Origin of the sequence: Vulcanisaeta sp. JCM 14467, from assembly GCF_001316245.1 — an archaeon.
GTDB lineage: Archaea > Thermoproteota > Thermoprotei > Thermoproteales > Thermocladiaceae > Vulcanisaeta.
Genome location: NZ_BBDM01000006.1, coordinates 57710 through 83440 on the forward strand (window position 1 = coordinate 57710; position 25731 = coordinate 83440).

General features: G+C 44.4%; 25 protein-coding genes and 5 pseudogenes. 16 read left to right on the top strand and 14 right to left on the bottom strand.

The window, feature by feature from the left end:
• Positions 1-33: 33 nt before the first annotated feature.
• Positions 34-775 (top strand): annotated as a pseudogene (locus JCM14467_RS07015) (exodeoxyribonuclease III).
• Here the strand turns inward: JCM14467_RS07015 and JCM14467_RS07020 are convergent.
• Together JCM14467_RS07020 and JCM14467_RS07025 are read right to left on the bottom strand one after the other, a co-directional pair.
• Positions 753-986: a hypothetical protein gene (locus JCM14467_RS07020; RefSeq protein WP_054849609.1), complete on the bottom strand. Its 234-nt coding sequence runs from the start codon at positions 984-986 to the stop codon at positions 753-755. The pseudogene JCM14467_RS07015 and the gene JCM14467_RS07020 sit on opposite strands and share 23 nt — an antisense overlap.
• Positions 987-1098: 112 nt before the next feature.
• Positions 1099-2475, bottom strand: a complete 1377-nt coding sequence (locus JCM14467_RS07025) for a YeeE/YedE thiosulfate transporter family protein (RefSeq protein WP_054849657.1) — start codon at positions 2473-2475, stop codon at positions 1099-1101.
• A 131-nt stretch (positions 2476-2606) separates the two neighbouring features.
• Between JCM14467_RS07025 and JCM14467_RS07030 the strand changes: the two genes are divergently transcribed.
• The 3 genes from JCM14467_RS07030 to udg all read left to right on the top strand — a co-directional run bounded on the left by JCM14467_RS07030 (position 2607) and on the right by udg (position 4230).
• Complete coding sequence (locus JCM14467_RS07030) at positions 2607-3062, top strand: 30S ribosomal protein S6e (RefSeq protein WP_054849610.1); 456 nt, start codon at positions 2607-2609, stop codon at positions 3060-3062.
• Positions 3063-3306: 244 nt separating this feature from the next.
• Positions 3307-3510, top strand: coding sequence for a chromatin protein Cren7 (locus tag JCM14467_RS07035; RefSeq protein WP_054849611.1), 204 nt, complete (start codon positions 3307-3309; stop codon positions 3508-3510).
• A 72-nt stretch (positions 3511-3582) separates the two neighbouring features.
• Entirely contained in the window at positions 3583-4230 is a 648-nt protein-coding gene (udg, locus tag JCM14467_RS07040; protein ID WP_054849612.1) for a type-4 uracil-DNA glycosylase, read from the top strand.
• A gap of 1 nt (position 4231) precedes the next feature.
• Here udg and JCM14467_RS19435 read toward each other — a convergent pair whose 3' ends face one another.
• From JCM14467_RS19435 to JCM14467_RS16830, 4 genes are read right to left on the bottom strand one after another with little or no spacing between them, the layout of a single operon-like run.
• Positions 4232-4363, bottom strand: coding sequence for a hypothetical protein (locus JCM14467_RS19435; RefSeq protein WP_256359226.1), 132 nt, complete (start codon positions 4361-4363; stop codon positions 4232-4234).
• Positions 4363-5613: a glycosyltransferase family 2 protein gene (locus tag JCM14467_RS07045; protein ID WP_252901007.1), complete on the bottom strand. Its 1251-nt coding sequence runs from the start codon at positions 5611-5613 to the stop codon at positions 4363-4365. The genes JCM14467_RS19435 and JCM14467_RS07045 overlap by 1 nt, the downstream gene beginning before the upstream one ends.
• A 43-nt stretch (positions 5614-5656) precedes the next feature.
• Positions 5657-6004, bottom strand: a complete 348-nt coding sequence (locus JCM14467_RS16825; RefSeq protein ID WP_252901046.1) for a phosphoribosyltransferase family protein — start codon at positions 6002-6004, stop codon at positions 5657-5659.
• Positions 6005-6036: 32 nt separating this feature from the next.
• The gene (locus JCM14467_RS16830) at positions 6037-6342 is read right to left on the bottom strand and encodes a hypothetical protein (protein WP_252901008.1); all 306 of its coding nucleotides are present in this window, start codon (positions 6340-6342) and stop codon (positions 6037-6039) included.
• 196 nt (positions 6343-6538) lie between these two features.
• On the opposite strand from JCM14467_RS16830, the gene JCM14467_RS07055 reads away from it, so the two are divergent.
• Positions 6539-7222, top strand: coding sequence for a hypothetical protein (locus JCM14467_RS07055; RefSeq protein ID WP_054849613.1), 684 nt, complete (start codon positions 6539-6541; stop codon positions 7220-7222).
• Here the strand turns inward: JCM14467_RS07055 and JCM14467_RS07060 are convergent.
• The gene (locus JCM14467_RS07060; protein ID WP_054849614.1) at positions 7219-7809 is read right to left on the bottom strand and encodes a YbhB/YbcL family Raf kinase inhibitor-like protein; all 591 of its coding nucleotides are present in this window, start codon (positions 7807-7809) and stop codon (positions 7219-7221) included. The genes JCM14467_RS07055 and JCM14467_RS07060 overlap by 4 nt on opposite strands.
• Before the next feature lie 57 nt (positions 7810-7866).
• Here JCM14467_RS07060 and pheT point away from each other — a divergent pair, with 57 nt between their 5' ends.
• The 4 genes and pseudogenes from pheT to JCM14467_RS07085 all read left to right on the top strand — a co-directional run bounded on the left by pheT (position 7867) and on the right by JCM14467_RS07085 (position 12701).
• Complete coding sequence (gene pheT, locus JCM14467_RS07065; protein WP_054849615.1) at positions 7867-9519, top strand: phenylalanine--tRNA ligase subunit beta; 1653 nt, start codon at positions 7867-7869, stop codon at positions 9517-9519.
• A gap of 311 nt (positions 9520-9830) precedes the next feature.
• Positions 9831-10399 (top strand): annotated as a pseudogene (locus JCM14467_RS16840) (D-aminoacyl-tRNA deacylase).
• Between the two features lie 3 nt (positions 10400-10402).
• The gene (locus tag JCM14467_RS16845) at positions 10403-11524 is read left to right on the top strand and encodes a DUF429 domain-containing protein (protein ID WP_252901011.1); all 1122 of its coding nucleotides are present in this window, start codon (positions 10403-10405) and stop codon (positions 11522-11524) included.
• Between the two features lie 466 nt (positions 11525-11990).
• Positions 11991-12701: a hypothetical protein gene (locus JCM14467_RS07085; RefSeq protein ID WP_054849616.1), complete on the top strand. Its 711-nt coding sequence runs from the start codon at positions 11991-11993 to the stop codon at positions 12699-12701.
• Positions 12702-12739: 38 nt separating this feature from the next.
• On the opposite strand, the gene JCM14467_RS07090 is transcribed toward JCM14467_RS07085, so the two are convergent.
• The 4 genes and pseudogenes from JCM14467_RS07090 to pheS all read right to left on the bottom strand — a co-directional run bounded on the left by JCM14467_RS07090 (position 12740) and on the right by pheS (position 17177).
• Complete coding sequence (locus JCM14467_RS07090) at positions 12740-13249, bottom strand: Zn-ribbon domain-containing OB-fold protein (RefSeq protein ID WP_054849617.1); 510 nt, start codon at positions 13247-13249, stop codon at positions 12740-12742.
• Positions 13249-14411, bottom strand: a pseudogene (locus tag JCM14467_RS07095) (thiolase domain-containing protein). The gene JCM14467_RS07090 and the pseudogene JCM14467_RS07095 overlap by 1 nt, the downstream one beginning before the upstream one ends.
• A 247-nt stretch (positions 14412-14658) precedes the next feature.
• Complete coding sequence (locus tag JCM14467_RS07100; RefSeq protein ID WP_054849618.1) at positions 14659-15564, bottom strand: hypothetical protein; 906 nt, start codon at positions 15562-15564, stop codon at positions 14659-14661.
• A gap of 41 nt (positions 15565-15605) precedes the next feature.
• Complete coding sequence (pheS, locus tag JCM14467_RS07105) at positions 15606-17177, bottom strand: phenylalanine--tRNA ligase subunit alpha (protein ID WP_054849619.1); 1572 nt, start codon at positions 17175-17177, stop codon at positions 15606-15608.
• 131 nt (positions 17178-17308) lie between these two features.
• On the opposite strand from pheS, the pseudogene JCM14467_RS07110 reads away from it, so the two are divergent.
• The 7 genes and pseudogenes from JCM14467_RS07110 to JCM14467_RS19990 all read left to right on the top strand — a co-directional run bounded on the left by JCM14467_RS07110 (position 17309) and on the right by JCM14467_RS19990 (position 24327).
• Positions 17309-18099: pseudogene (locus JCM14467_RS07110) on the top strand (electron transfer flavoprotein subunit beta/FixA family protein).
• Positions 18099-19022, top strand: coding sequence for an electron transfer flavoprotein subunit alpha/FixB family protein (locus JCM14467_RS07115; protein ID WP_054849659.1), 924 nt, complete (start codon positions 18099-18101; stop codon positions 19020-19022). The pseudogene JCM14467_RS07110 and the gene JCM14467_RS07115 overlap by 1 nt, the downstream one beginning before the upstream one ends.
• A 188-nt stretch (positions 19023-19210) precedes the next feature.
• Positions 19211-19894, top strand: coding sequence for a hypothetical protein (locus JCM14467_RS16850; protein WP_252901012.1), 684 nt, complete (start codon positions 19211-19213; stop codon positions 19892-19894).
• Entirely contained in the window at positions 19888-21246 is a 1359-nt protein-coding gene (locus tag JCM14467_RS07120) for a (Fe-S)-binding protein (protein WP_252901013.1), read from the top strand. Before JCM14467_RS16850 ends, JCM14467_RS07120 begins: the two co-directional genes overlap by 7 nt.
• Before the next feature lie 32 nt (positions 21247-21278).
• The gene (locus tag JCM14467_RS07125; RefSeq protein WP_054849620.1) at positions 21279-21947 is read left to right on the top strand and encodes a KEOPS complex kinase/ATPase Bud32; all 669 of its coding nucleotides are present in this window, start codon (positions 21279-21281) and stop codon (positions 21945-21947) included.
• Positions 21948-22001: 54 nt separating this feature from the next.
• Positions 22002-22454, top strand: a complete 453-nt coding sequence (locus tag JCM14467_RS07130) for a 30S ribosomal protein S15 (RefSeq protein WP_054849621.1) — start codon at positions 22002-22004, stop codon at positions 22452-22454.
• 282 nt (positions 22455-22736) lie between these two features.
• A pseudogene (locus JCM14467_RS19990) lies at positions 22737-24327 on the top strand (aldehyde dehydrogenase family protein).
• Between the two features lie 157 nt (positions 24328-24484).
• Here the strand turns inward: JCM14467_RS19990 and JCM14467_RS16865 are convergent.
• From JCM14467_RS16865 to JCM14467_RS07145, 3 genes are read right to left on the bottom strand one after another with little or no spacing between them, the layout of a single operon-like run.
• The gene (locus JCM14467_RS16865; protein WP_252901047.1) at positions 24485-24709 is read right to left on the bottom strand and encodes a UPF0179 family protein; all 225 of its coding nucleotides are present in this window, start codon (positions 24707-24709) and stop codon (positions 24485-24487) included.
• Positions 24658-24861, bottom strand: coding sequence for a UPF0179 family protein (locus JCM14467_RS07140; protein ID WP_054849622.1), 204 nt, complete (start codon positions 24859-24861; stop codon positions 24658-24660). The genes JCM14467_RS16865 and JCM14467_RS07140 overlap by 52 nt, the downstream gene beginning before the upstream one ends.
• Complete coding sequence (locus tag JCM14467_RS07145; RefSeq protein ID WP_252901016.1) at positions 24861-25730, bottom strand: M42 family metallopeptidase; 870 nt, start codon at positions 25728-25730, stop codon at positions 24861-24863. Before JCM14467_RS07145 ends, JCM14467_RS07140 begins: the two co-directional genes overlap by 1 nt.
• Between the last annotated feature and the right edge of the window lies 1 nt (position 25731).

Sequence of the window (25731 nt, forward strand, 5' to 3'; positions counted from 1 at the left end):
CTTAAATCCAGCACCAGGTTTAAACCCAGTATAATGAGGATCATTTCCTGGAACATAAATGGGTTGAGGAGCATAATGAGGAAGGGGGCGCTCGAGAAGTTGCTTGGCGTGGGGAATTACGACTTGGTCCTGCTTCAGGAAATTAGGAGTTCGGGTGATGTGCCGTTAACGATAATGGGCATGGGCTATGAAGCATATCCATTCCCGGCAATAAAGCCTGGCTATGCAGGCGTTATGACGCTCACAAGAATACACCCAATCACGGTCGTTAAGGGTCTTGGGGTTAAGGAATTTGATGCTGAGGGTAGGGTCATCACGGTGGAGCTTAACGAATTTTACGTAGTCAATGCATACTTCCCCAGGGCAGGTGATGACCTTAGTAGGCTAGGATTCAAACTATCCTTCTGTAGCGCGATTGAGAAGTACCTGGACAATTTAAGGAGTAAAAAAACCCGTGGTGATTTGCGGGGACTTCAACATAGCCAGGGACAGGATTGACTCATCATTCTGGGACGAGAAACACCCTGGATTGACTCCCGAGGAGAGGGCTTGGCTAAGTCAATTCCTCAGTAAGGGCTTCATAGACATTTACAGGGAGTTGCACCCGAACGCCAGGGTATTCACGTGGCGTAGTTATAGGGAGAGGTGGAGGGCAATGAGGATTGACTACTGCATTGTCAGTGATGAATTAAGGAATAGGGTCATTAAGGCGGAAATTCTAACAGATATTGAGGGCTCAGACCACGTACCAGTCATGACCGAGTTAAGCACCTAAGTGTTAAACCGCCACGCGTTAGCAATCTATACACGAGGCACCTATCCTCAGACCCGCCGCAATTAGCCATGCACCTAATTTCATAATTAACTACCTCACAATTAACCATGTACTCATCAGCGCCATACCTATCCATATAACGAGTACCGAGTCCATAGGCTAGTGCAATCAATAAATAGTCAATGGGCCTCAAATTACCAATCCTAATCACTACCCCATTAACTTCAGCATAATAATCAGACCCAACCTACGGAGTTTTATAATCATGATGTAAAACTGAAATTTTAATAATTTTTAAGGAAAGCTTCACATTAAATGGGTAATTACCTCGAGGTCCAGGGCTTTAGGCCGTATAATATGTATGCTGTGATTATAGCGCCAACTATTACGGCCATGAAGAATACAAAGCTGCTAACAGCCATCTGTAGATTACCACTTAGTATGTGGCCGCTGGCACAGCCATTAGCCATCCTAGCACCAAATAGTACTAGGTAAGCGCCTATGAACGAGGCTAATGCCCTAAGTCCTGGTGTGTTACCGAACCTGTTTCTCCATATGTGTGGTGTCCATGGCTTAAATGCCATAAACCTCCTCGTTATGAATATCGATGATATTAAGCCGCCGAGGAATGTCCCGAGGTCTGAAAGAGGCTCCCAACCAATTTCACTGAATGGCTTATCAACTGGGACACCATTAACTATCTTCAATCCACCAAATAGCTGGAAATAGGGTAAGCTGGCGGCCCAGTGTGGATTTATGAAGTATAGTATTTGTGACCAAATCCACGCGTACGTTGTTGATTCACCAAATATCTGCCTAAGTACGATAACCGCCACGGCCACTAACGTGAAGTCAAAGGCCAGCGCAAATATTATCCTTGATGAACGGGGCTGCTGAACAGAAACTGCCTCAATTACATAGTCAGGTATTTTTGGATAATCCTCCTTGAACTCGCTAATCTCATCCTCAAGCGGCATAATCTCCTTAGTCCTACCAGTGAGGTGAAGCACGCATGCCTTACCGCCCTGCCTCCTCGGTATAAATAACCACATACTAATCATCAATATGCCGAATACTACGGCTACGACTAATTCATCAAGCCTTGTTGTTAAGCCGAATAATGTGGGCCATGTTATTGGGCCGAAGTTAAGAGTATCCCAGAAGAAGTACCTTGCCTGGCCAAAAATTAATGACCAAGTTAGGGCACCCAGTAAACCGCCAATCACGGCATACACAGCATCCCTCCTACCCTGACCAAGCGCTATCCATATAGTTCCTGGGAAGTAGCCCGCGATTGCAACGCCGATGCCGAATAATAAGCCTCCAATGACAATGCCAGGTATAAAGAACGCCTTAATGCCCCAATGAAGTACTGGTACAAATAAATTAAGGGCATAAAGTAGTATTGCGCCAACGCCTATGACTAATCCAAAGCATACCATCAATAGTCTATCCTTTAGAGTAATAGCTCTAATTATGACATCAGGGTTAGAGAAGTCCCAAATCTCTAAAGGTATTGATAATAGAATCCCTGCAAATACACCAACCCATAATGGTGCAAGGTACACATGATATACAAGCTGCATGACTATACCTCCAATAAGCATCGTTAAAGCACCTATTAGAAGTATTGATGCAACTACCCACATAGGCCTAAGATTTGCAGTGCCAACCGTAATCTTCAGAGATTTACTGCCCATATTGGTCATGTATCTGATTTTTTTTAGTTATATTTAAATACTAATATTTCAAAAATATGACACTTAATAATGCTAGCTCGTTATTCATAATGATAGAAGTATTTTAATAGCCCCTATTTACGCTCAAGTCAATGCCCACGTTTAAGCTGGTGCTTAGTGACCCAATGAGCGGGAGGGCTAAGCAGTTTGAGGTTAAGGATCCAGTTGCCCAGAGGTTTGTGGGCTTGAAAATAGGTGATGAGGTTGATGGTGGTGTGATTAAGGAGGTGTTTGAGCTACCGCCTGGCTTTAAGATTAGGATTACGGGTGGTAGTGGTGTCGATGGTGCTCCAATGCTGCCGAATATTGAGGGTGCGGTTAAGAAGTACCTATTAATGAGTGAGGGTGTTGGCTATCACCCTGAGAAGCGCGGCATGAGGAAGAGGAAGCTTGTCAGGGGTAACACGATTAGTGACCAGATTGTTCAGGTAAATGCCGTTCTTGTCTATCCAAGGGATTGGAAGGAGGGTCCAATCATACCGCTTGGCGATAAGGAGGTTCAGAAGCTCAGTGGTGGCGCTGAGCAGAAGGCCGAGGAGAAGCAGTGATAAGAGAAGCTTGTCATAACTTCTTATTTTAATTCAATTTACTATTAAGACTGGTTTTAATTGCTAACGAAAATAGAAATAATGCTCAAGACTTTATCATAATTATGGATTTTATCGATGAAAAATATTCCTTGTTTATATTTATAATATTTCCTGTCTTGTTTTTCATTTCTTTTTCGTTTTATTCTTATGGTTCTTTCTAAAGCGATATATTTATAAATATGCATTACAGAAAAGTCAATGTATGGTAAAGCTAGAGGACCTGGCAAAGAAGGATTATGAGATAGAGTATGAGGGGAGCAAGTACAAGCTTAAGCCTACGAAGGTTTGGAAGGTTCAGCCTAAGGGTAGGAAGGGCTTCGTAATGGCACTCTTCAGGTTGCCCACTGGTAAGGTTGTTAGGAAGGTTGTGGCTAAGGTCGACGAGCAGGGTAACATAATCACCTAAGCGTAATAATTAACATTTAAGTAAAAATAAATTAAATAACGAATTTTATCTCCCTAACATAAAGGGATTAACATGGATATTACCAAAATTAGGATAAGTGTGTCGGGCTATGACGAGCTCGTTAACCTGATGCTGAATTGCACCAGGTGTAAGCTGTATACGTCGAGGAGGAGGGTCGTCCCTGGGGAGGGTCCTTTAAATGCCAGGATAATGATTATTGGCGAGGCACCTGGCGAGAGAGAGGATGAGGAGGGTAGGCCATTCGTTGGTGCTGCGGGACAGTTGCTGACTAAGTTATTGAATACCGTGGGCATTAGGAGGGAGGAGGTCTACATAACGAATGTCGTCAAGTGTAGACCACCTAATAATAGGGATCCTGAACCTGACGAGATTGAGGCATGCAGACCTTACTTAGTTACTCAAATATTAATGATAAGGCCCCAGATAATTATATGTCTAGGTAGGCATAGCGCCAGGGAGGTTCTCACAATAGCTGGTTACCCTGAGAAGTCCGTATCCAACATAAGTAGTATTAGGGGTAGGGTGTTTAATGCTAGGCTTGGTGACCTTAATGTTAAGGTCCTACCGACGTACCACCCAGCCGCTGCACTGTACAACCCAAGGCTTAGGGGCATTATTGAGGAGGATTTGAGGAAGGTAAAGACCTTGCTGGGTAAGGGTGAGGGAGGTGGGGGTATACTTGACTATTTAGGTCCCTGAGTCATAACGTACCTTTGAGTATCCTCCATAATCCCCTCACGTACCCTGCCAGGTATGGCAGTGTAATGAGCATATTCACTAGGTTGAGGCGTATTATCGAGGCTGTGAATGCGGTAATCACGAGTATGGTCATTAAGTACTCCGGAAGCAGATTAAGGCTTTCCCTAACCACTTACGGGAACCCTTGGGTGTTGGTATCCACTCAATCCTGCCAATACCGAGGAGACCCATTAGGTTTGCAAGGGCTATCCTGGGTAGCGCCATTATGAAGGCGAGGTTTGCACTATTAATCGCGAAGACGTCCCTACGAGGATCACCACCAAGCTCCTTATCAAGCATTAGCAATGAGTATAGGTAAGTTAGTAATGGTGGTACAACCATTATTAATAATACAGCGAATGTCCAGGTTGGGATGCTCATCCCAGCAATGTCCATGGCTACTAGCATGAGTATTGACGCTAATTGGAGAACGTAGGCGAAATACTGCCCCAGGTAAAGCAGTACCGTGGCGCCATGTCTCCTACGCAGGACTTGCCAGAAGTACCTCCTAATAACCCTACCAACACCAAAGCTCCACCTCAATTGTTGCCTAAGGAACCCGGCATAATTAACGGGGACCTCCACGTTAACGAGCGCGTTATCGGCATATGAAACCCTTAAACCATTAATGAAGAACTTCACGCCGAGCTCCACATCCTCAAGGACATCCTCAGGCCAATAACCAATCCTCCTCAATGCGCCAATGTTTACTAAAGAACCGCTGCCGAGTATTGGTACCCAACCAATCAAGTCGTTGAGTGCCTTCAAAACCTTAAAGAATAGGGCATAACCAATCCACTGCCCACGGGCCAATAATGAATCATTTTCATTGCTAGCGACCCAGTGAGGAACCACGGCAGCCGCAGAGTTCGCGTTCTTAATTAATTCATTAATACTCTCTCGGCTCATTGATGAATCAACGTCAAGCACAAGCATGTAGTCACTGTCGCTCATCTCAACCCTCTTAATAACGTGATTCAACGCGCCACCCTTATAACCACTTGGTTTCTCCCTATGAATAACCCTAAAACCATACTTACTACCTAACGCCCTTATGATGCCCAGAGTGCTGTTGTCATAACCATCAAGTACGTAAATAGTACCAAGCTTCAACCCTAAGGATGCTAACCTCCTCATTGATGTCTCCACCAGATCGAGTGGTTCGGACTTGGCAGGGATAACGAGGAATACGTTTCCCTTGACTCCCAAATTACCGCCATTCACCTTATCCTTATGAGTATTGCCGCTTCTCTTAATAATCATTAATTGATATATTATTGGGTAGAACGATATTATCGTTACTATTAGGTATATTATTACGAGTGTGGTTTCGTAATTAATCATTGTATCGCCTATAATCGCAATAACTTAATAACTTATCCCACCCTCAACTCCTTAAATTGCTTAAGTCAAGGATAACATCAACACGTACATTCCTATCCCTCAACTTATTAATCCAGGAATTGCTCATTGAGATTAATACCGAGACACCCACTAACCTAGCTCCTGCACTATTTACTAGCTCGATCAATGCATTCAACGTCCTACCAGTCCTAACGATATCATCAACTATCAAAACCTCATCACCCCTCTCGAGTAAGTGCCTCGGCAAGTATAAGGAAACCCTGCGCGGTGGTGAATCAACTATGTAGCTAACCTCGTAGAAGTCCTCTGAGGCGATATCCTTATACTGCTTGGCAATGGCTAGCCTTGCATTTAATGCGTATGAAGCCATCACTGAGAGGGGTATTCCATCGGTGGCCGCGGTTAATACCTTATTATTGGTAGGTCAGAGAATGAGTCCTTAACCCTTCTTTGGTAGAGTTTGAGTATGTATGGGTTAAACAGTACATTATTTAGGTCGATAAACCCATCCTTAATTGTGACATTTCTCCTCAAAACCTCGGTTAAGTCAAGCATGGGCTTCAATCTCTCCTTAATTACGTTAACGGTGTCTAATGACGGTAGTAAATCGCCATTGGCATACCTGCAGAGTAGGCTTTCTGGTATGTCTAGTATCTGTGATAACTCCCTGTACGATAAGTTGTAAATGGACTTGGCTGAATTTATCAACTCAACAGCCTCTAACTGCTCATCAACTTGGCAAGTCTCCTACCTGCACGCATTTAATTAATTCCTTTAAACAATTGTTTAAAAAGTTAATTAATAAGAGTGTTTCGTAGATCATATGGACACGGTAAAATTAAATATATCACTAATGAATATGTGGTGAAAGGTTTTTATTAGAAATTAGTTATTTATTTAGTGTATGAGTAGTGAAGAGAGAAGGGAGGAGGAAGTGGGTGGTGAGGAGGAGATTGAAAGAGGTGGTGCGACGGCTGAGCTTGTTAAGGGTAATGTCCTAAAGATTAGGTGGGTCACGGGTAAGACCTCGGCGGCTAGGTTATTCGGTAAGTACGGTAGGGAGGGAAGACCTGACTTCTTTAGGTTACTCTTTGGAGCCATTGGTGGTAGTCTTAGGTCTCAATTCCCTGAGGATAAGGCTAATGAACTGTTCAACACCATTAGGAATTCCCAGGGCTTTAAAGATTCGTTAGATGAGGTGTTTGAGTCCATGAAGAGGTGGTTCTTTGATGAGGTTGTCCCTAAGTATAAGCTTGAGAGGGGTGATGTATTCGTGATCACGACAACGCTTGAGCTTAACATCAATACCGGCGAGCTTAAGTGGGATAAGGAGTCTACGCAAGTCATTTACTGGGTTAGGAGTGATAGGGTTGCTGAGAAGTGTAGGGAGCTTGGTTTTACTACAGCTGGTGCAGGGGCAAGTGCTGGGGAGGTTGATAGGTTGAGGAAGGAGAGAGATGAGTTGATGAGTAGGGTTAAGGAGCTTGAGGATAGGGTTAACGAGTTGGTAAATGAAAATAATAGGTTGAAGGTTGAGAATGAGGAATTGAGGAAGAAGTTAGAAAGCATTAAGCACTTGATTGGTTAACCACCGTAATACCCAATTAATATGCCATAACCAACAATATCACCCACATTAATAGACCTTATTATATTAAAATCACTCTCATTAGACGGCGGCAACTCCCTATTAAGTGCGAGGACCATGACTACGTACTCATGCGGAGGGCCGGGCGGTGGGCATGGACCACCATAACCAACCTTACCAAAGTCATTAATACCCTGATAACCAATGCCCCGCACGTAGTATTGAGCCGGGATGCCTTGGGGTAACTCCGTTATGTTTGGGGGCACGTCATACAAGACCCAGTGTATAAAGATACCGCCGGGTGCGTTTAGGTCCTCCATCACTATCATGAGGGATTTGGCGTTGCTGGGTACGTTACTTATGTACAGTGGTATTGAGTAATTTAATCCGTCACACGTGTAATTAATGGGTATCCTGGAGCCATTACTGAACACGGAACTCACAACTATCTTGGGCACATTCGCTGGAACCTTTACGAGACCTATCACTACGTATGGTACCTCATGCCTGGTCGGTATTGTGAGTAGGACCACTATTACTATTGCTATGACTACTACGAGGGCTATGATTATGTAGCTCAGTCTCATACTTCAATAAGCCATGCTTAAAAATGCTTAATAGACTTTATTGTTCCGTATTGTCGCATGCCTGTAATCACATTTAAACGAAGTGACCTGGAGGGCTTGTTGGGTAAGTACTTTAATGGTGATGAGGAACTTATTGCGGCATTGAATAGGCTTAAGGGTGAGGTTGAGGGTGTCTCTGGTGATGACGTTACGTTTGAGGTTACCCACGATAGGCCTGACTTGTTTTCCGTGGAGGGCATCGCGAGGGCGCTTAAGGGCCTGTTTAGAATTGAGATTGGGCTTCCCAGATTTAAAGTCGTTAATAATGGGTTCAAGCTCATTGCTGAGGATGTTCCCAATAGGCCATATATAATGATGGCTATTGTGCGTGATCTAAGGCTTAGTGATGAGGCCATTAGGCAGATGATACAGCTTCAGGAGAAGCTTCACGCAACCTACGGCAGGGATAGGAGGAAGATGGCCATTGGGTTTTACGACGTTGATAAGGTAAAACCACCACTCACGTACAGGCTTGAGAGACTCGATGCCATTAGGTATAGGCCGCTGGATAGTGATAGGGAGATGAGTGGTTACGAGGTCATTGAGGGCACCGAGAAGGGTAGGCTTTATGGCAAGTACGCGGTTTATGAGGGTAGGGCACCAATACTAATTGATTCCGAGGGTAGGATCCTCGTGATAATACCCGTACTCGGTAGTGAGGACTTCAAGGTTACGGAGAGGACTAGGAACGTATTAATAGACGTGACGGCCACAGACATGAGGCTAGCCAAGTCGGTACTTGCCGTTCTAGTTTATAATTTGCTCGAGAGGAGTTCCTCGAGAACTGTTGAGTTAGTAAATGCGGATGCACCATGGGGCAGTGTGACATCCCCGACCCTGGATCCCATTGAGTTTAGGTTATCCATTAACTTCGTGAATGACTACTTAGGATTTAACCTGAGTAAGGATGACATCATTAACTACTTATTGATGTCTAGGCATGATGTTGTTGATAACAGTGAAGAATTACTGGTTAAGGTTGCCCCATACAGGTTCAATGTACTTCACCCGGTCGACCTTGTCGAGGACGTTGCGGTGGCTTATGGCTATGAGAATATACCGAGGGAGTTACCACCGCAACCCGTTAGGGGCGCTAGGAATGGATTGAACGCCTTCGCGGATTTGACTAGGGATTTAATGGTTGGTCTTGGTTTTCAGGAGGTTCTTAATTACATGATGAGTAATAAGGATGTAATGATCAGGAGGACGATGGATCAAAGGGAGCTTATTGAGGTTGAGAATCCAAAGTCCGAGCTTTACACGGTCATTAGGGACCACATATGGCCTCAATTAATGGAGGTTGCAGCAAGGAATAAGGCGCTAATTGAGGGTGTCCTCAGGATATTCGAGGTTGGCTACGTAGCATCGCCAAGCCAGGAAAGTGAGGTTGGGGTTAAGGAGGACTTAGTACTTAGTTACTTAATTAGCGGCCCTGAGATAACACTAACTGATGGTCTCTCGGTCCTGAGGTCATTATTGACAAGCCTTGGCATTAATTACGTACTTAAACCCTGTATATACGCCTCGGGCTTGCCCGAAAGAACTGCTTGCATATTCGTTGAGGATAGGAATGTTGGTTTTGTGATGGAGGTGAGGCCCGACGTGATAACGGCGTTTGACCTTGAGTACCCGGTTGTTGTTAGTGAGATCAGGCTTAATGAGTTGGTATGAGTTGCAATGGGAATATTAAAAAGGCAGTAGATTTGTGCAAGTGTTGAATTAGCATGTATGGAATTGTATTTAGTAAGGTTGATGTAGTATCTAGGGGCGTCTTCGAATTATTTAATAGGGATGGAGTTCTTAGGTATAGAATGGGGTTGGGCGATTACGAGATTTACGACATAGGAGGAAACCTGGCATTTTATGCATTGAATAAGGATATTGTTTACCTAGATGATATTGAGGAGGTGATTTCCAGGATTGGGGGGAAGCCTAAGGAGTTAATCTTCGTTAGTCGTCATGAGATGAGGAATCCACGACCAATGTTTACGTCGCATGTCACGGGTAATTGGGGCGCTGCTGAGTTAGGTGGGAAACCAAATACGATATCCCTCGCTAATCCACATACAATCACGGCCTTTTACAGAGTGTTGTGTAAGGTCAGGCCCGACTACGGTCTTGAAAATTTTGAGTGCCGTATTGAGCTACGCACCATGGACCTACGATAGAGTCGATACCCGTGACCTTCGTGGAGCAGGGAAGTAGTGAGAGGGAGTGGTCCGTGAGTAGGGGCTGGGAATTGCTTCATTACGTGGTCAATGAATTCCTCGAGGGTAAGCTAGTCAGTAATTACGAACCTGCAATATCGATAGGGGACCTTCACTACTTAACAATAGATAATAGGTTAATTAATGGCGAGGCTGATATTGGTCATGCAATACCGAAGTACGTAACGCCGATAACCAGGGACATGATTATTAAGGCCGTGAACATGATGACTCATAAGCCCGTCAAGGCTTACGTAAGCTGGAAGGCCATTGATAGTGAAGCTAGGAAGCTTGTTACTGAGGTTCTTAATGAATTGAATGTGAAAATAATTAAGAGGACGTGATTAATGACTTCGATTATAAACAGTATATACGCGGGAATTGACCTAGCATTGCCAAATAAGAGGAGGACAGGCTTTGGACTAATAAACGCCAATGAACGTACCTACTCAGTAGCCACCCTATCCACTAAGGAGGAGATAATGAACCTAATATTAAGTCAATCCCCATCACTAGTATGCATAGACGCACCACTCGGGCTTCCTAAACACGGCATTAATAGATTAGTTGAGATAAAGGCCAGGAAACTCAGTCTTAGGCTCATCCCACCATTACTAGGCCCAATGAGACAATTAACGATGTACGGCATGCAAATTGCAACTGAACTGAGGAACCAGGGCTTTAGGGTCCTTGAGGTTCACCCAACATCAACACTCAGGATACTTAGTATGAATAGGCAGGACTTTATTAAATTCATTACATCAAGATTGAGAGGGCCCTTGGTGAGCAATGAGCATGAGGTTGATGCATTGGTATCGGCATTTACCTGCCTACTGCATGATTACGGATGCACTGAGGAGTTGAGTGGATTTGAGGGTGAAGGTTCATTAATAATACCGCGAGTAGACTGCGCATCCTGGGTAATCAGTCATGAACCCTTTGAGGGCTTGATTGACAAGTATAGGGACGTAATAGTCAGTATTTATAGGTTAGGGATTGATTGCTGCGGTAGTGACTGCATTATTAGGGTGGTTGATTGGGATTACGTGAAAGGACTTAACTGCAGCGTGTATGGGCTTATGATAGACCCAGAGCAGGTCAATGAATTGTTGAGACGCCCATCATTAGTAAAGTCATTATTGCAGCGGAGAATTAATAGGTTGATTATATATCCGTGCATAGTCCAGAACAGGATATCATTATTAAATAGGCTTGGCTTCACCATAATGAACTATCTAGTGAGTGATGATTGCCCATTGACCCAGGAAGTCGTGATTCACCTTGATGCCTATAAAATAGTTGAATTAGTAAGTAAGGGGGTCACTGTCTACGTTCATTTATATTACCCATACATTAAAGGTAAGAAAGAGTCCACGTACGACATTAACTCGATATTTGATGCAGCCCTTGAATATTTAAGGAGGTTTGGGATCACGATTCATCTGGTTCTAGATGAGCTTTACCGCTAATCCTTATGTACAACTCCTTAATTAACTCAGCCCACTTAAGGTGAATTTTATTACCCTCATACTCGATATAACTTCTATAGATGTGCTTTTTCGTCATCCTAGTATATATCTTGCAATTTGGACATCCGAGAATTATGTATGTTGAATTTTCAATTAGCTGAAGGTTGGAACCACATATGGGGCATTTCAGACTCAGCTGCAGTTTTAATGTTTCTTCCGATACCATTGATTTAGGTATTGAAACCGCAGGATTATTAATCAAACACTTAAAAAGTTGACGTCATAGTCCCGTTAAGTATTTATGGGTAACAGGTAAGTGAGTCCCTGTCCTTAATACATTAGGGTAATATTACTTAGAAGTAATGGGGTGGCATACTGTTGCGTGTATTGGGTCGGTATTGATACTGGTATTAGCGTTATTTTACAGGGTCACTGTAAATAAATCATGCATAATAACTAATCATTAATGCTCAACATACAGAGGAGTATACCAATACCGAGGATAAGCCTTGAGAAGCTCATAAATTATATGCTCACTGTTGGTGAGAATCCTGGAATTGACTGCTCAACAATAAAGGAGAGAGGTCTTGACATTGGTAAGGGTAGGGGTGACATCACCAGGTTCTTTCAGAGGATTGGGATTGTGGAGGTTTATGGAGATTGCAACATTAGGTTGACTGATGCGGGTAATGCGTTGTATAGGGCTTTGAATAGGGATGTGGCGTTGTCGAAGATGCTATTTCACTTAATACTATATAGAGAGTTGCCTCATTACCGATTACTAATAAATACGATTAGTGAGGAGGGGCCCGTGAGCATTACTGAGCTTCATAAATTGATAAATCAAAGGATGAGGGAGTTATCACCGACGGCATGGCTTAATGAGGTTGCCTTTAAGGCATTAATTGGACTTGCGGTGGATCTCGGGGTTGTGGAGGTGGTAAATGGGGAGGTTAATATTAGGTACGCAGCCTCTATAAGTGAATGCATTAGGAGGGCGATAGCACCCATAGGTAATCAAAAGGTCTTGAGGCTCGATGATTTAAGTACCTGCATTAAGCAATTGCTTGGGGATATTGATATAAGGCAATCGTTAATTAACAACTTGGATGGCTGTGTTGAACCGATAATTGCGCCCGGACCGTCGGTCCTAGATCCACGTATTTCAGGGTATTAAATGAGGATTGCGTGGTTAAGCAGGTTGTTAATTCCATTTTAAGTGAGTCCGTATTGAGTCGTTAGCATTGCTTGTTTTTTTAGTTGGAATGTTATTATGTACTTATTGTGCTTCTCAATGTATGTTGTGCCTAGTATTACCTCATCACCCACCTTGACGCACCTCTCATCCTTAACATTAATTAGCCAACCCATGACCCTAACATCACCAACCCTGGCAATGGTTATTATGTATGGCTCAAAATCCTCATAACCCTGGGGCTTGGCGTAGACCCTGGTAAACGTCTCGAGAATACCCTCCCTAGGTAATTCGATCCACTCAACATCGCTTGAGCCACAGTATGGGCAATCGGCTTGTGGCGGGTAGTAAACAGCGCCACAGGACTTACACCTGGTTGCGTAGATTTTGCCCTCCTTAAGGCCATCCCAGTACTTAACGGTCCTTCCAATGGGTATTCTATGCCTGTAAGTGATCGGTACTGAGTCGATTGTTGGTCCCTCAATCTTAACGGTCTTCCTCGAACCTGCCTTCCTCTCTGCCATACCCATCACCTCCTTAGTATTGTTACATAACCATAATGACCAGTCCCACCAATGTTGTGAGCCAACGCGATGTATTTCCTCAATGGCGCCTGCCTACCACGCTCCCTCTCCTCCCTCAATTGCTTAACGAGTTCGTAAATCATGGCAAGACCCGTGGCACCCAGTGGGTGCCCCTTCCCGAGTAAACCACCGCTTAGGTTCACGGCAACCTTACCACCAATATCACTTTGACCCTCCTCAATGAACTTACCACCCATGCCCTTCTCAACAAAGCCCAGGTCCTCGTAAGCCATTATCTCGGCTATAGTGAAGCAGTCATGAACCTCGGCAACCTCCACATCCCTCGGTTCAATCCCAGCCCTCTTATACGCCATTTGGGCGGCTATTTTCGTAGCCTTTAGACTGACGTAGTCCTCACGCCTAGTTATATTTGAGGTGTCAGATGCGTAGCCAATGGCCTCAATCCACACCGGGGTATCAATGCGTAATTTCCTGATTGCATCCTCACTGGCCACTATCGCCGCCGCAGCACCGTCTGTAATTGCTGAGCAGTCGTAGAGCTTCAGTGGCCATGCAATTGGCCTCGACTTGAGGACATCCTCAACAGTAACCTCAAACTGGAACTGCGCCTTTGGGTTCCTAGCTGCATACTTCTGGTTCTTAACCCTGACCAGGGCTAGCTGCTCCTCGGTTGTTCCGAATCTGGCCATGTGGGCTGTGGCGTATAGGGCGTAGTAGGCTGGGAATGTGGTGCCGTAGAAGTGGTACTCCCATAGGTAATTACCGCCCCTACCTCCAACGGCGAGTGAAGTAGCTGTGTCGACCTCGTTCATCTTCTCAACACCAACGGCGAGGGCTATGTCCACGAAGCTGAGGCCACCATGTTATAGGCCACAGCCAAGGCAGCACTACCCGTGGCGCAGGCAGCCTCAACCCTTATAGGTCCCTTCTCACTAAAACCGCTATATTCATTAACTGGAACTGCTGGGTACAACTCATACGTCCTAGTGCCTGCACTACCAATGATTGAAATCTCGATATCCCTCTGCGTCAGACCTGCGTCCTCAAGGGCTTCCTTAACGGCCTCCCAGGCTAGTTCCTGAATCGTCACATCATTCCTAACACCAAACACAGACTGACCAACACCAATAATACCGACCCTACGCACAACTCATCCTTTTGGGATTCTAAATAAGGTTGTTCTTTGAGTATAATATTTATTGTTATATAGCATTATTACGCCGTAATACCATTATTTTTACTCACTTAGTATTTATTGCCATGTTATGAGATACGAATGATGGAATTTCCATTTGCGGAGATGATTGATAATCCCTGGATAAAAATACTTAGTAGATACCCCACTCAGAAGGATCGTGAAGCCCTTAGGAAGATTGATATTGTTCAGTTATAGGTCATATAGTTATTGTAACCAGGTATATGAGTGGGATTGACCCAAGTAGTATTGGTATTGGCAGTGCTGGTGCGTATTTCTTAATTGGTAATAAGTACTTAAACGTTATGAAGAGACCGATGAGAATTCCAATTAATGAGGCTAACGAGGCCAATGCGCCTTGAACGAGGGTGAAACCGTGGGTTACGTATTGAAGCATCGTTAGTGAAACCAGGGTTGCGTATAGCACCAGGTCCCCAACACCAATGCCTATACCATCCATGTCAAGGATCAATCCCCTAAGTAATGGGTACTTACCCTCACCGTATTTAGAGAGCTCGGTGACTAATCGACCGAGTAACCCTCTATATACCATCACTATGTCGTAGAGCGGTAATGCAATCAGCAGTATTGCTAGGGTCCAGGCGGGTAGGGCTATTGTGAATATTACGCCGGCCATGGAACTATAGGCACTTATCGCCAGGGCCCTAACCACGGTATTTCTGGCCCTAATTGCTGCATACATTATTAATGTGCTTATTACGACCGCTAATACGAATATTAACAATGGATGATTAATTAATGGACTCACATCATAGCCGTATATGTATGTCATTGTGTAAAATAATGCGGAGCTTATTATGACTATCGCCAGCAACACATTCTTAAGCGTCTCGAATGCCCTTATCAACCTCTGCTTTATTAATCTATATATTATGTACGTCGCTATAACCATTATAATAATGATAACGGCCACATTATATAGACCAGCACTTGAGGTATTCACTGACTGGAATGGTGGACCCGCGGGAACCTGGGTCTCACCAATGTTGATAAGCCCCAGTATGAGGAGCACGGCCATTATTGGCGATGTTAACGGCAATAATAGATGCGCTGACTTAATAGTTCGCTCCTCACCCTTCGACACGGGTCACTAGTTAATCCCTGGATTTATAACCTTAACTAACTTTAATGGTTTAGATGGCTAATGAATCTTGAGAAGCCCGTCCAATATCCCTTAATCACGTTGATATCCCTGGAAGTAAGGTCCCTAATGTCCTCAATGTTCATGAGTATCATGGCAATCCTATCAAGGCCCATGCCAAAGGCCAAAACCCTACTCCTCCTAATGCCAAGCGGCATCACAACCTCAGGCCTGAATATTCCGGACCCCACGAACTCAATCCAACCAAGTTTCTCATGGTATGCATAACCTTCGGCAGATGGGCTTGTGAAGGGGAAGTAGGCTGGCTTGAACATCACCTTCCTAAGGCCCATGCCTCTTGCCAGAGCCTCCAGTATGCCAAGTAGGTGCTTGAAGCTTAGGTTCTCGCCAACCACGATACCATCCGCCTGGTGAAACTCCATGGAATGCTTCGGGTCAAGGACCTCAGGCCTAAACACCCTATCAATGGTGAACGCCCTATACTCACCATCACCACGTTTATAGAGCGTCCTCACTGAAACGGATGTCGTTTGCGTCCTCAACACGAGCCTGACGGCCCTACCTGGGTCCCACCTATAGCCCCAGCCCCTTGAGCCCGTTATCCAACCATCCTCGTGAGTATGTGCAATTCTACTTACTAATTCATTATCGAGGATCTTACCCGTGCTTGGGTACTTTAGGAAGTACGTATCGTGGATCTCCCTGGCAGGGTGATCCTGCGCCTGGAATAATGCATCAAAGTTCCAAAGCTCAAGCTCCACGTGAGGCCCATAAACCTCCTCAAAACCCAGCGATACGAAGACCTCCTTAACGAACTTAATAAATTCCGAGAAGAAATGCTTAGTAACCAATGGCGCCTGCGGTATTGGTATTGACAAATCGAACTTTTTAATCACGACATTTCTCCAACCACCGCTCGTTATTAACTCGGGTGTTAATGCCGTGACCACAACACCCGCCTTTATTAACCCCCTGCTTATGAGATTGCGAGCTTCGTCAGTGATTGATAACTCGATAACGCTTCTCTCCCTTACTCTAACAATATTTCTCTTAATAAATTCCTGAATAATGGGCTTAATACCTTCAGACACCTCATCCTCAAAGATCTCACTCCTAACCTGGTTAAGTATATCCTGCCTATTAATTACGTTATTAAGCTTATCTGAAGATATTAATTCAATAATGCCCTTATTAACCCTGACAATACCTAACTTACTAAGTGATGATATTGCGTAATTAACCTCATTAGGCGTTAAGGAAATGCCATGCTCCTTTGCAATATTGGGCACCTCACTAATGCTAGGCTTACATTTGCAGTTAATTAACACCCTTACTAACCTAACCTCAGGAAGCCCAACCTCAAGATATCTCCTGCCCTCCTCCGTTAATTCTAATATCCTCTTTACGACCTTATTAATGCGTATTAAGCCCAGATTCTCAAGCTCCGCAATACTCCTCATGAGTGAGTTTACGTCAGTGCCTAACTTAGATGCGACATTGTCAATTCTTACAGATGCAGTACTATCCTTTAATAACCTTAATATCTCAAACTCCTGCTGCGGCAGTATTAACTCTTTATCCCTGGTCGCACTCATTAATTTACGTTGATGCGCCGTTCCCGTACCTTATAAAGATTACTCAGGGGTTATGTTATTAAGACTTAGAACCCTATATAACATAAATAATGGATAATGCTAAAAAAACACATACTAAGCCACACACGTATATGGAGGTATTGGCACTTGTGAAGCTAGCCCTCGATACGGGACAATTGAGAGTTAGCGAGTCGAAGATCGATATTGAGACTACGCCACTTAAGATAAGCGATATTGATAGGAACGCGGTTGAGGAGGCCGTTAGGATTAAGGAGAAGGCTGGTGGTAGGGTTCGTGTAATAACTGCGCTTAAGTATGGCCCATTGGCGAAGAGACAGCAGGAGCTGAGAGCCTACTTAGGGAGGTGTTGGCTATGGGTGCTGATGAAGCCTATCTAATAGTTGATAATGCCCTGATAAATAGTGATCAATTAATAACTGCCAAGCCATAGCCGCTGCAATAAGGAAGTTGGGTAATTATGACTTAATAATTGCCGGTGAGGCAACAATAGATGGTTACACAAGCCAGGTTGGTCCTAGGGTTGCTGCCGAGCTTGGAATTCCCGTGATCTCCTTTGTTAGGGAACTGAAGGTTGAGGCAATAAGGTCATTGCCAAGCGTGACCTTGAGGATGCCGTGCAGACAGTTGAGGCTCAATTACCTGTGTTGGTAACAGTCACTAGAGAGATAAACGTACCAAGAATACCACCTCTACTCCAAATTAGGGCCGCTATGAAGAAGCCCATAAATAGCTAAGCCTTGCTGACTTAGGAATTTCCGTAAAGTCATCTATTGAGGTTGAGAATATTATGCCCATTCAGGTTAAAAGGAAGGGTGTGATTATTAAGGAGGGTAGTGTTGATGAAAAGGTGGAGAAGCTTGTTCAAGCATTAATTCAAGAAGGTATAATAACCCCGAGGTGATGGTTATGGCGAGGGCCCTTGTAATAGGCTCAATTAACGACGTAGGATTAGTAGGGTTGGTGCAGAAAATAGAGGGCGTAGAAATTCACTATTTACTGCTTGGGACTGGAGATGCCTCTCAATTGGGTAAGTATGGGGTCACTAAGGCCTATGTAATGGGTACCCAGGTTGATGAGACCTCGTTCGCAGAGACATTAGTAGGTTTAATCAATGCCAATAACTATTCCATAATAGCCACTCCAGTTAGCAAGTTCTTTAAAACTGCGGTAGCCGTTGCAGCGCAGAAATTATCAGCACCGTTAATTGTCGATGTTATCGACCTAAAGCAGAGTGGTAATATCTTTGAGATTACGTACAATGGCATTGGGAATAGGGCTCAAGTAACTGCTAAAGTTACTGACAAGGTATTTTTAATGGCACCGCCAACGCGCTTCAAACCCGTTGAGAAGACAACTGCCGTATCCACTGAGACTTTGCAACCTAAGGTTGTTCCCGGCATTAAGGTTGTCTCTACGGAGGAGAAGCCTAAGGGTAAGGTTAGGATTGAGGATGCTGAGTTGATAGTATCCGTGGGTAGGGGCTTTAAGAAGCAGGAGGACCTTAAGCTTGCCTTCGAGCTTGCCGAGGTCCTTGGTGCTGAGATTGGCTGCTCAAGACCCATAGCCGCAGACCTCAAGTGGCTTAGTGAGGACCATTGGGTTGGACTTAGTGGTCATAAAGTAAGACCAAAACTCTACATGGCAATAGGCATAAGCGGACAACCGCAACACCTGGCCGGCATGATGGAGTCTAAGACCGTAGTCGTGATAAACAGCGATCCCAATGCGCCATTCTTCAAGAACTGCGACTACGGAGTTGTTGAGGACTTATATAAGTTCGTACCGGCACTAACGAAGAAACTTCGTGAGATACTTAAGAAATAAGTTAGGTAATGGAAGATTAAATTTCAGGGAATAGTAATTTTAATAATTAATTCTTTCATTACATTTTATGCATTGTATTATCAAATATCGATAGAAAATATTCTATAATTATTAATATTAATCGGAAAGATAAAATATATAAAGTAAAATAAAATAATGCTTTAAAAGATCATAGCTTGTTCAACCTGATGAACTTATCCTACGTGTGCTATGCGGAGTATTTTAGCCTACCTAAGATACCCTCGATGGTCTCTGTATATAGTTTGGCAGCATTATCTGTTATATTGTTTTTCTACTTCCTTAAGGTAAGGCTGAATAAGTATGGTATTGGGCTTTGGGAATTCATATTAATATTGCTGAGGGGCTATAGAGCGTGGATACCATTTCTCTGGGACATAGCGACCCACAGGCGATTCACAAAATATGAGGGCATTGGAGCAGTGGCCCACTTAATGATTCTATACGCATTATTACTATCATTAATAGGCACTTTAATAGTGGCTGCTAATCAGTACATAGGCATATTCACTGGTAGGGAAGTTTTCTGTGGGTACTTCTTCCTGGGCTATAGCTTAGTAATGGATATAACTGCGTGGATTCTCTTCATAGGTTCTGCCCTGGGGATATACAGGGTTTTGGGCAGGAAGGAACTATACACAAGGAGTGAGTATTACACAAACATACTATTCCTTGCTGGCTTCATGTACCTAGCCGTGAGCGGAGCCATAATCGAGAGCTATAGGTTCATCCACATGGATCTTTGGCGTTATTGGATGTTCATGCCGAACGCCCTAATACTATCACCAATAAGTTCATCAAGCATCCTATACATGGCGATTTACTACACGCATTTCCCACTAGCCTCATGTTAATAGCCATAATACCACTCACGGCAATCTTCCACTCACTACTTGGGCTTTATAATTACATTATTAATTACGGTAGACCCCTCGGCGAGTTAACCAAGCCCTTTGATTTGAAGGAGTTAACGGCTGAATCAGCAACAGAGCTAAAGGTTGGTTTCGCAGATGCTAGAGAAATACCGAGGTTAAGTAAGTTAGAAGCTATTGCATGTACTAATTGCTTTAGGTGCCAGGATGCATGCCCCGCTTATGCCGCGGGTAGGCCCCTATCGCCCATGATGGTTGTGACAAAGATAAAGCATGGTCTTTACAATAGCAATGAGAGTAAGTTAATAGATGGTTCCATTGTGGATGATGAGTTATGGGCATGCACAACGTGCGGTGCATGCATGAATACATGCCCAGTCTACATAAGGCATGTTGACTACATAATTGATATGAGGAGGTACTTGGTCATGGTTAACATGAGGATTGATCAAAAGAAGTCAAACCTATTGCTCAACCTATCTCAGTACAATAATTCAATGGGTATGTCTAATTATGGCAGGCATGACTGGCTGAAAGAACTAGGCGTCAAGACTGTCCAGGAAAACCCAGACTTTGAGTACCTGCTCTGGGTTGGCTGTATGGGTAGTTTTGACAATAGGGCCAGGGACATAATAAAGTCCTTGGTTGAGATTCTTAGGGAGGTGGGTCTCCTGGATAAGATTGCTGTACTGGGTGATGAAGAGACTTGCTGTGGTGATCCAGCGAGGAGACTTGGCGAGGAGAGTAGGTTCCAGGAACTGGCACTTAATAATATTGAGTTGTTCAAGAAGTACAACGTGAGGAGTATAATAACGATTTGTCCACACGGCTATAACACATTCAAGAACGAGTACCCAAAGGTGGATCCCTGGATGAAAAATATCAAGGTGATTCATCACTCAGAGTTCCTGGAGCAATTAATCAATGAGGGTAAGATAAAGGTAAACAAGAATAACATTGTCTTTACAATACATGACCCATGTTACTTAGCTAGGCATAACGGCGTTATTGATCCTCAAAGAAATATTGTTAGAAAACTCGGTGAGTTAAGGGAGACTAAGAATCATGGAGCCCAAACCTTCTGCTGCGGCGCTGGTGGTGCTAATTATTGGTATGACGTACCTGAGAAGAAGAGGATAAGCCACATAAGGCTTGAACAGCTAATGGAAACTAACGCCCAAACAATAGTGACGCTGTGCCCATTCTGTAACGCCATGCTTACTGATGCCGCTAGGATTAAGGGTGTTGAGGATAGGGTTAAGATACTTGATATATCTGAGGTTGTTAAGGCATCGATCATTAAGCCTCAGGAAGTTAAGGTATCTAACGAGTAAAAATTATTTTTACTAAGTTGACCCTTGATTTAGTGAATCGTAATCAAATAGCCGTAGGTGCGGAGGCCGTGCTTTATCTGGAGGATTGGTTAGGAATGACCGTGCTTGTTAAGGAGAGGGTTCCGAAGGGTTATAGGAGCGTTGAGTTTGATAGTTATATTCGTAGATTAAGGACAATTAATGAGGTAAGAGCCATGATTAGGGCTAGGGAGTTAGGCATACCTGTACCTAGGATTTATGATGTTGATCTGGTGAACATGAGAATTCGAATGGAGTACCTAAATGGGGTACCATTAGTTAAGATACTTATGAATAATGAGGAGCTTAATGACACGATTATTAATTACATAAGAATAATGGGTAATTACATAGGTGTACTGCATAGGAATGGCATAATGCATGGCGACCCAACGCCTGCCAATGCATTAATAGTTGATGATAAGTTATACCTCATAGACTTTGGTTTATCAGAAATCCTTGGCAGGGCACCCACTATGCGGGATATTAGGATACTGTATAAGTTAGCGCTTGATCTTAATGTTACCCTAAGGTCCTTTGAGGCATTACGTAAGGATCAAAGCCGCCTCTTATTTATGGAATTCCTCAATGGATATAGGGATGCCATGGGACCTGAATTAACGGATAGAATTAACTCAATAGTTAATAGGGTGAGGAGAATGGTTAGGTATGCCGTTAGGTGATTATTCGGTCCCACGAATAAATAAGCTTTAAAACTTCTCTAGATAACGTTAGGCGTGCCTCATCGTAGTAGGCATAAGCATGGTAGGAGCGGTAGCACGAGACCAGTTTCCAAGGCAACACCTTCGTGGGTTTCATACACGCAGGAGGAGGTTGAGCAACTAGTCATTGAATTAGCTAAGAGGGGCTTCTCACCATCAATGATAGGCATAATACTTAGGGATCAATATGGTATACCGCTGGTTAAGCCAATACTTGGTAAGAGCATTACAGAGGTCTTGCAGGAGCATGGGCTGGCGCCGCAAATACCCGAGGACCTAATGAACCTTATTAGGAGGGCAGTGAAGATTAGGAAGCACCTTGAGGAGCACCCAAAGGACTTGAGTGCTAGGAGGGGCCTTAACCTTGTTGAGTCCAAGATACATAGGTTGGTCAAGTACTATAAGCGTGTTGGTAAGTTACCGCCGAACTTCACGTATACGCCCGAGGCATTCTCAATGCTTGCATAAGTCAATATACCCAGGGCAATTATACGTAATTATACCATACCACGTTGGGCCGCTGCGCAGAATATATCCTTTCTATTCCTTATTAATTCTTTAAAGAATTTAGGTAAGGATGGATTCGTTATATTAAATATTTATTAAGGTATTGAGCTCACGTTGACTAATTATTTCATAAATTATGATCTTTCTTAGAATATTTACCATATAAATGTGCGCGTATGTTTCGATTTCATGCTATATAGGTGGGTAAAAATTATAAATTATCATTTTATCGATAATTACCTGGTGATAAATTTGAGCAGTGGCTATAAAATAACCTACGTAACCCTCTTTGCGGATGAATCAATACACCCAAAGTATGAGGAGGCCCTGACTGTCGTTGAGAGGGAGTACTTAGGTAGGAGGTATCCAATGTATATTGCTGGTAAGGAGGTTTATACAGATAAGGAGTTTGAGAAGAGAAGTCCAATAGATACGGACATCCTAATTGGTAGGTTTCAGCGGGGTACTAAGGAGCATGCAATACAGGCCCTGGAGATTGCTCATGAAGCGTTTAGAGAGTGGGGTGAGACTGATTGGAGGGAGAGGGTGCGGATCTTTAGGAGAATCGCTGATATACTGGAGGCGAGGAGGTTTGAGTTGGCTGCAGCGATAACGTATGAGGTTGGGAAGAATAGGATGGAAGCATTGGCCGAGGTTCACGAGGCGATTGACGCGATAAGGTATTATACGGACTTAATGGAGAGAGAGGATGGATACGTAAAGAGGATGATGCCCGGCGCGCCTGGAGAGGAGACCTGGAGTGTCGCTAGGCCCTACGGTGTCTGGGTCGTTATATCACCCTTCAACTTCCCACTTGACCTGGCCAATGATGATACTTGGCGCCCTCCTGACGGGTAATACCGTGGTTTGGAAGCAACGAGTGAGGCGCCTTTGACTGCAGTATTATTGTACAAGGCATATATAGATGGTGGTATCCCACCGGGCGTGTTGAACTTGGTCACGGGCTGGCGAGGAGTTTGAGGATGCATTCGTATCCCATAGGTTAGTGGCTGGCATTGCCTTCACGGGCTCCAGGGATGTTGGTATGAGACTTTACAAGAGGTTTACCTCGGAGCAGCCGTACCCAAAGCCCATAGTCCTTGAGATGGGTAGTAAGAACCCGACCATAGTCACGGCCAAGGCAGACCTGGACAAAGCCGTGGAGGGCGTGGTGAGGGCAGCCTTCGGCTATGACGGGCAGAAGTGCAGTGCAACGTCTAGGCTGTATATTGATAGGAGGATAAAGGATGAGTTCCTGGCAAGGCTCATTGATAGGGTTGAGAAGTTGGTGGTTGGTGATCCTAGGAGGAGGGAGACGTTCATGGGTCCCGTGATAAATAGGAGAGCCTTCGAGAACTTTAAGAAGTACGTCGCAGATGCGGTGAAGGCTGGTGGTAAGATCCTCGTGGGAGGTAAGACGCTTGAGGAGGGATTCTACGCCAAGGGCTTCTACGTTCAGCCAACCGTGATCATAGGCGTACCTGAGGACCACTACCTCTGGAAGCAGGAGCTCTTCCTACCAATATTACTAGTTTCTGAATTCGACACGTTGGAGGAGGCCATCGCCAAGGCCAACGACACGGATTATGGGTTAACGGCCGGAATCTTCACTGAGGATGAGAGTGAGTATGAATTATTCTTCAGTAAGATTGAGTTTGGAGTCACATACGTCAATAGGAGGGGTGGCGCAACCACGGGTGCTTGGCCGGGTGCGCAGACGTTCGTTGGTTGGAAGTCCAGTGGGGCTACCGGTAGGGGTGTTGGTGGGCCGTATTACTTACTTAATTACTTCAGGGAGCAGGCGAGGACGATCGTTAAGGAGCCCAAGAAGTGATGTGGCTACTACACAATTCTCAAACCCATAAAACCGGGTATTATCCTGTAAAACTAGTAAAACTAGGAATCCCCTCCCACTCAATCAAGCGGTATCACCTCGGCAAGTACGTAACTCTCACCACCGCACTTAACACGCCCTGTTTCCCTGACGAGCTTCACCCTGGTGCCTTCCTTAAGCACGTTGTCGTTGGGTATGTATTTCCTGCGTCGGTGCAGGTAATTAGTGACTTCGTGTATGTTATGATCACGCCCTCTATAAATAACTTGGCGGGTATTGGTATAATTATTGGTAGTTCCTCGGCTATTATCGGTACCATGTCCTCACCCGTTAATAGGCATTTATTGGGTTGCGGTAGGCCGACGTGCTTAACCTCAACGATTCTATAAACCTACCTGGCCTAAGCCTGGCTACGCATATATTGAATAATTTACACTGCCTACATTCGCTTGGGATTGAGTATAGCCTAAATGTCTTACCAACGACCGCCTGCTCCCTCCCGATCAGTGTCATTACCCTCTTAGACTCCATCATCACTCACTGGTTAGTGCCTTATTCCTAATCACGTCAAGGCTTAGTAATAAGGTCCTGAGCAAGTCCTCAACCTGCCTCAGATCCTCAGTATTTACTAATGATGCCGGTGAATGTATGTACCTTGCTGGGGTTGATATTACTAGTGATGGAACACCAACACCGTAGGTATGCACCACGCCCGCATCCGTGCCACCATACGGATTAACCTGGACCTGATACTTAATATTGCTACCCTCAGCGATCTCAATGGCCACTGACAATAGCCTGGGATTAGTAATCATAGACCTGTCATACGCCCTCAACGCAGCTCCACCGCCAATTCTCGTAATCCAGACATCCTCACTGCTGGTTGGCACGTCCGCGGCGACCGTGGTCTCCACAATAAAGGCTAGGTGTGGATTGACTTGGTGAACAACGGCATTAATACCCCTAAGACCAACCTCCTCCTGCGTATTCCATGCGAAGTACAGCGATACATCACCAACCACCTTATTCCTAATGTCCCTAAGCGTATCAATCAGGACTGTACAACCAACCCTATTATCAAACGCCTTCCCAATAACCACGGAACCCCTCTGCCTAAAGCTACCAGCAAACGTACCTGGAGTTCCCGGCATAATGCCACTCTTCAGGGCATCGTCCTTACTGCTAAAGCCGGCGTCAACATACAACTCCTCAAATCTTGAGGGTGGTTTCTCCTTACGTAGGTGTGGTGGATCAATGCCCACGACACCAACCACATCGCCATTTCTACCCATGAACACCAATTCCTTATCGAGGAGTATCCAAGGATCTAAGCCACCAATGGGTATTATCCTTAGGAAACCCCTTTGGTCTATGTGGGAGACCATGACACCAACCTCATCCATA

Coding starts and splice junctions, on each gene's coding strand:
- JCM14467_RS07025 (WP_054849657.1), bottom strand. CDS start 2,475: ATGGGCAGTAAATCTCTGAAGATTACGGTTGGCACTGCAAATCTTAGG.
- JCM14467_RS07030 (WP_054849610.1), top strand. CDS start 2,607: ATGCCCACGTTTAAGCTGGTGCTTAGTGACCCAATGAGCGGGAGGGCT.
- JCM14467_RS07035 (WP_054849611.1), top strand. CDS start 3,307: ATGGTAAAGCTAGAGGACCTGGCAAAGAAGGATTATGAGATAGAGTAT.
- udg (WP_054849612.1), top strand. CDS start 3,583: ATGGATATTACCAAAATTAGGATAAGTGTGTCGGGCTATGACGAGCTC.
- JCM14467_RS19435 (WP_256359226.1), bottom strand. CDS start 4,363: ATGACCATACTCGTGATTACCGCATTCACAGCCTCGATAATACGCCTC.
- JCM14467_RS07045 (WP_252901007.1), bottom strand. CDS start 5,613: ATGATTAATTACGAAACCACACTCGTAATAATATACCTAATAGTAACG.
- JCM14467_RS16825 (WP_252901046.1), bottom strand. CDS start 6,004: ATGGCTTCATACGCATTAAATGCAAGGCTAGCCATTGCCAAGCAGTAT.
- JCM14467_RS07055 (WP_054849613.1), top strand. CDS start 6,539: ATGAGTAGTGAAGAGAGAAGGGAGGAGGAAGTGGGTGGTGAGGAGGAG.
- JCM14467_RS07060 (WP_054849614.1), bottom strand. CDS start 7,809: ATGAGACTGAGCTACATAATCATAGCCCTCGTAGTAGTCATAGCAATA.
- pheT (WP_054849615.1), top strand. CDS start 7,867: ATGCCTGTAATCACATTTAAACGAAGTGACCTGGAGGGCTTGTTGGGT.
- JCM14467_RS16845 (WP_252901011.1), top strand. CDS start 10,403: ATGACTTCGATTATAAACAGTATATACGCGGGAATTGACCTAGCATTG.
- JCM14467_RS07085 (WP_054849616.1), top strand. CDS start 11,991: ATGCTCAACATACAGAGGAGTATACCAATACCGAGGATAAGCCTTGAG.
- JCM14467_RS07090 (WP_054849617.1), bottom strand. CDS start 13,249: ATGGGTATGGCAGAGAGGAAGGCAGGTTCGAGGAAGACCGTTAAGATT.
- pheS (WP_054849619.1), bottom strand. CDS start 17,177: ATGAGTGCGACCAGGGATAAAGAGTTAATACTGCCGCAGCAGGAGTTT.
- JCM14467_RS07115 (WP_054849659.1), top strand. CDS start 18,099: ATGGTTATGGCGAGGGCCCTTGTAATAGGCTCAATTAACGACGTAGGA.
- JCM14467_RS16850 (WP_252901012.1), top strand. CDS start 19,211: ATGAACTTATCCTACGTGTGCTATGCGGAGTATTTTAGCCTACCTAAG.
- JCM14467_RS07120 (WP_252901013.1), top strand. CDS start 19,888: ATGTTAATAGCCATAATACCACTCACGGCAATCTTCCACTCACTACTT.
- JCM14467_RS07140 (WP_054849622.1), bottom strand. CDS start 24,861: ATGATGGAGTCTAAGAGGGTAATGACACTGATCGGGAGGGAGCAGGCG.
- JCM14467_RS07145 (WP_252901016.1), bottom strand. CDS start 25,730: ATGGATGAGGTTGGTGTCATGGTCTCCCACATAGACCAAAGGGGTTTC.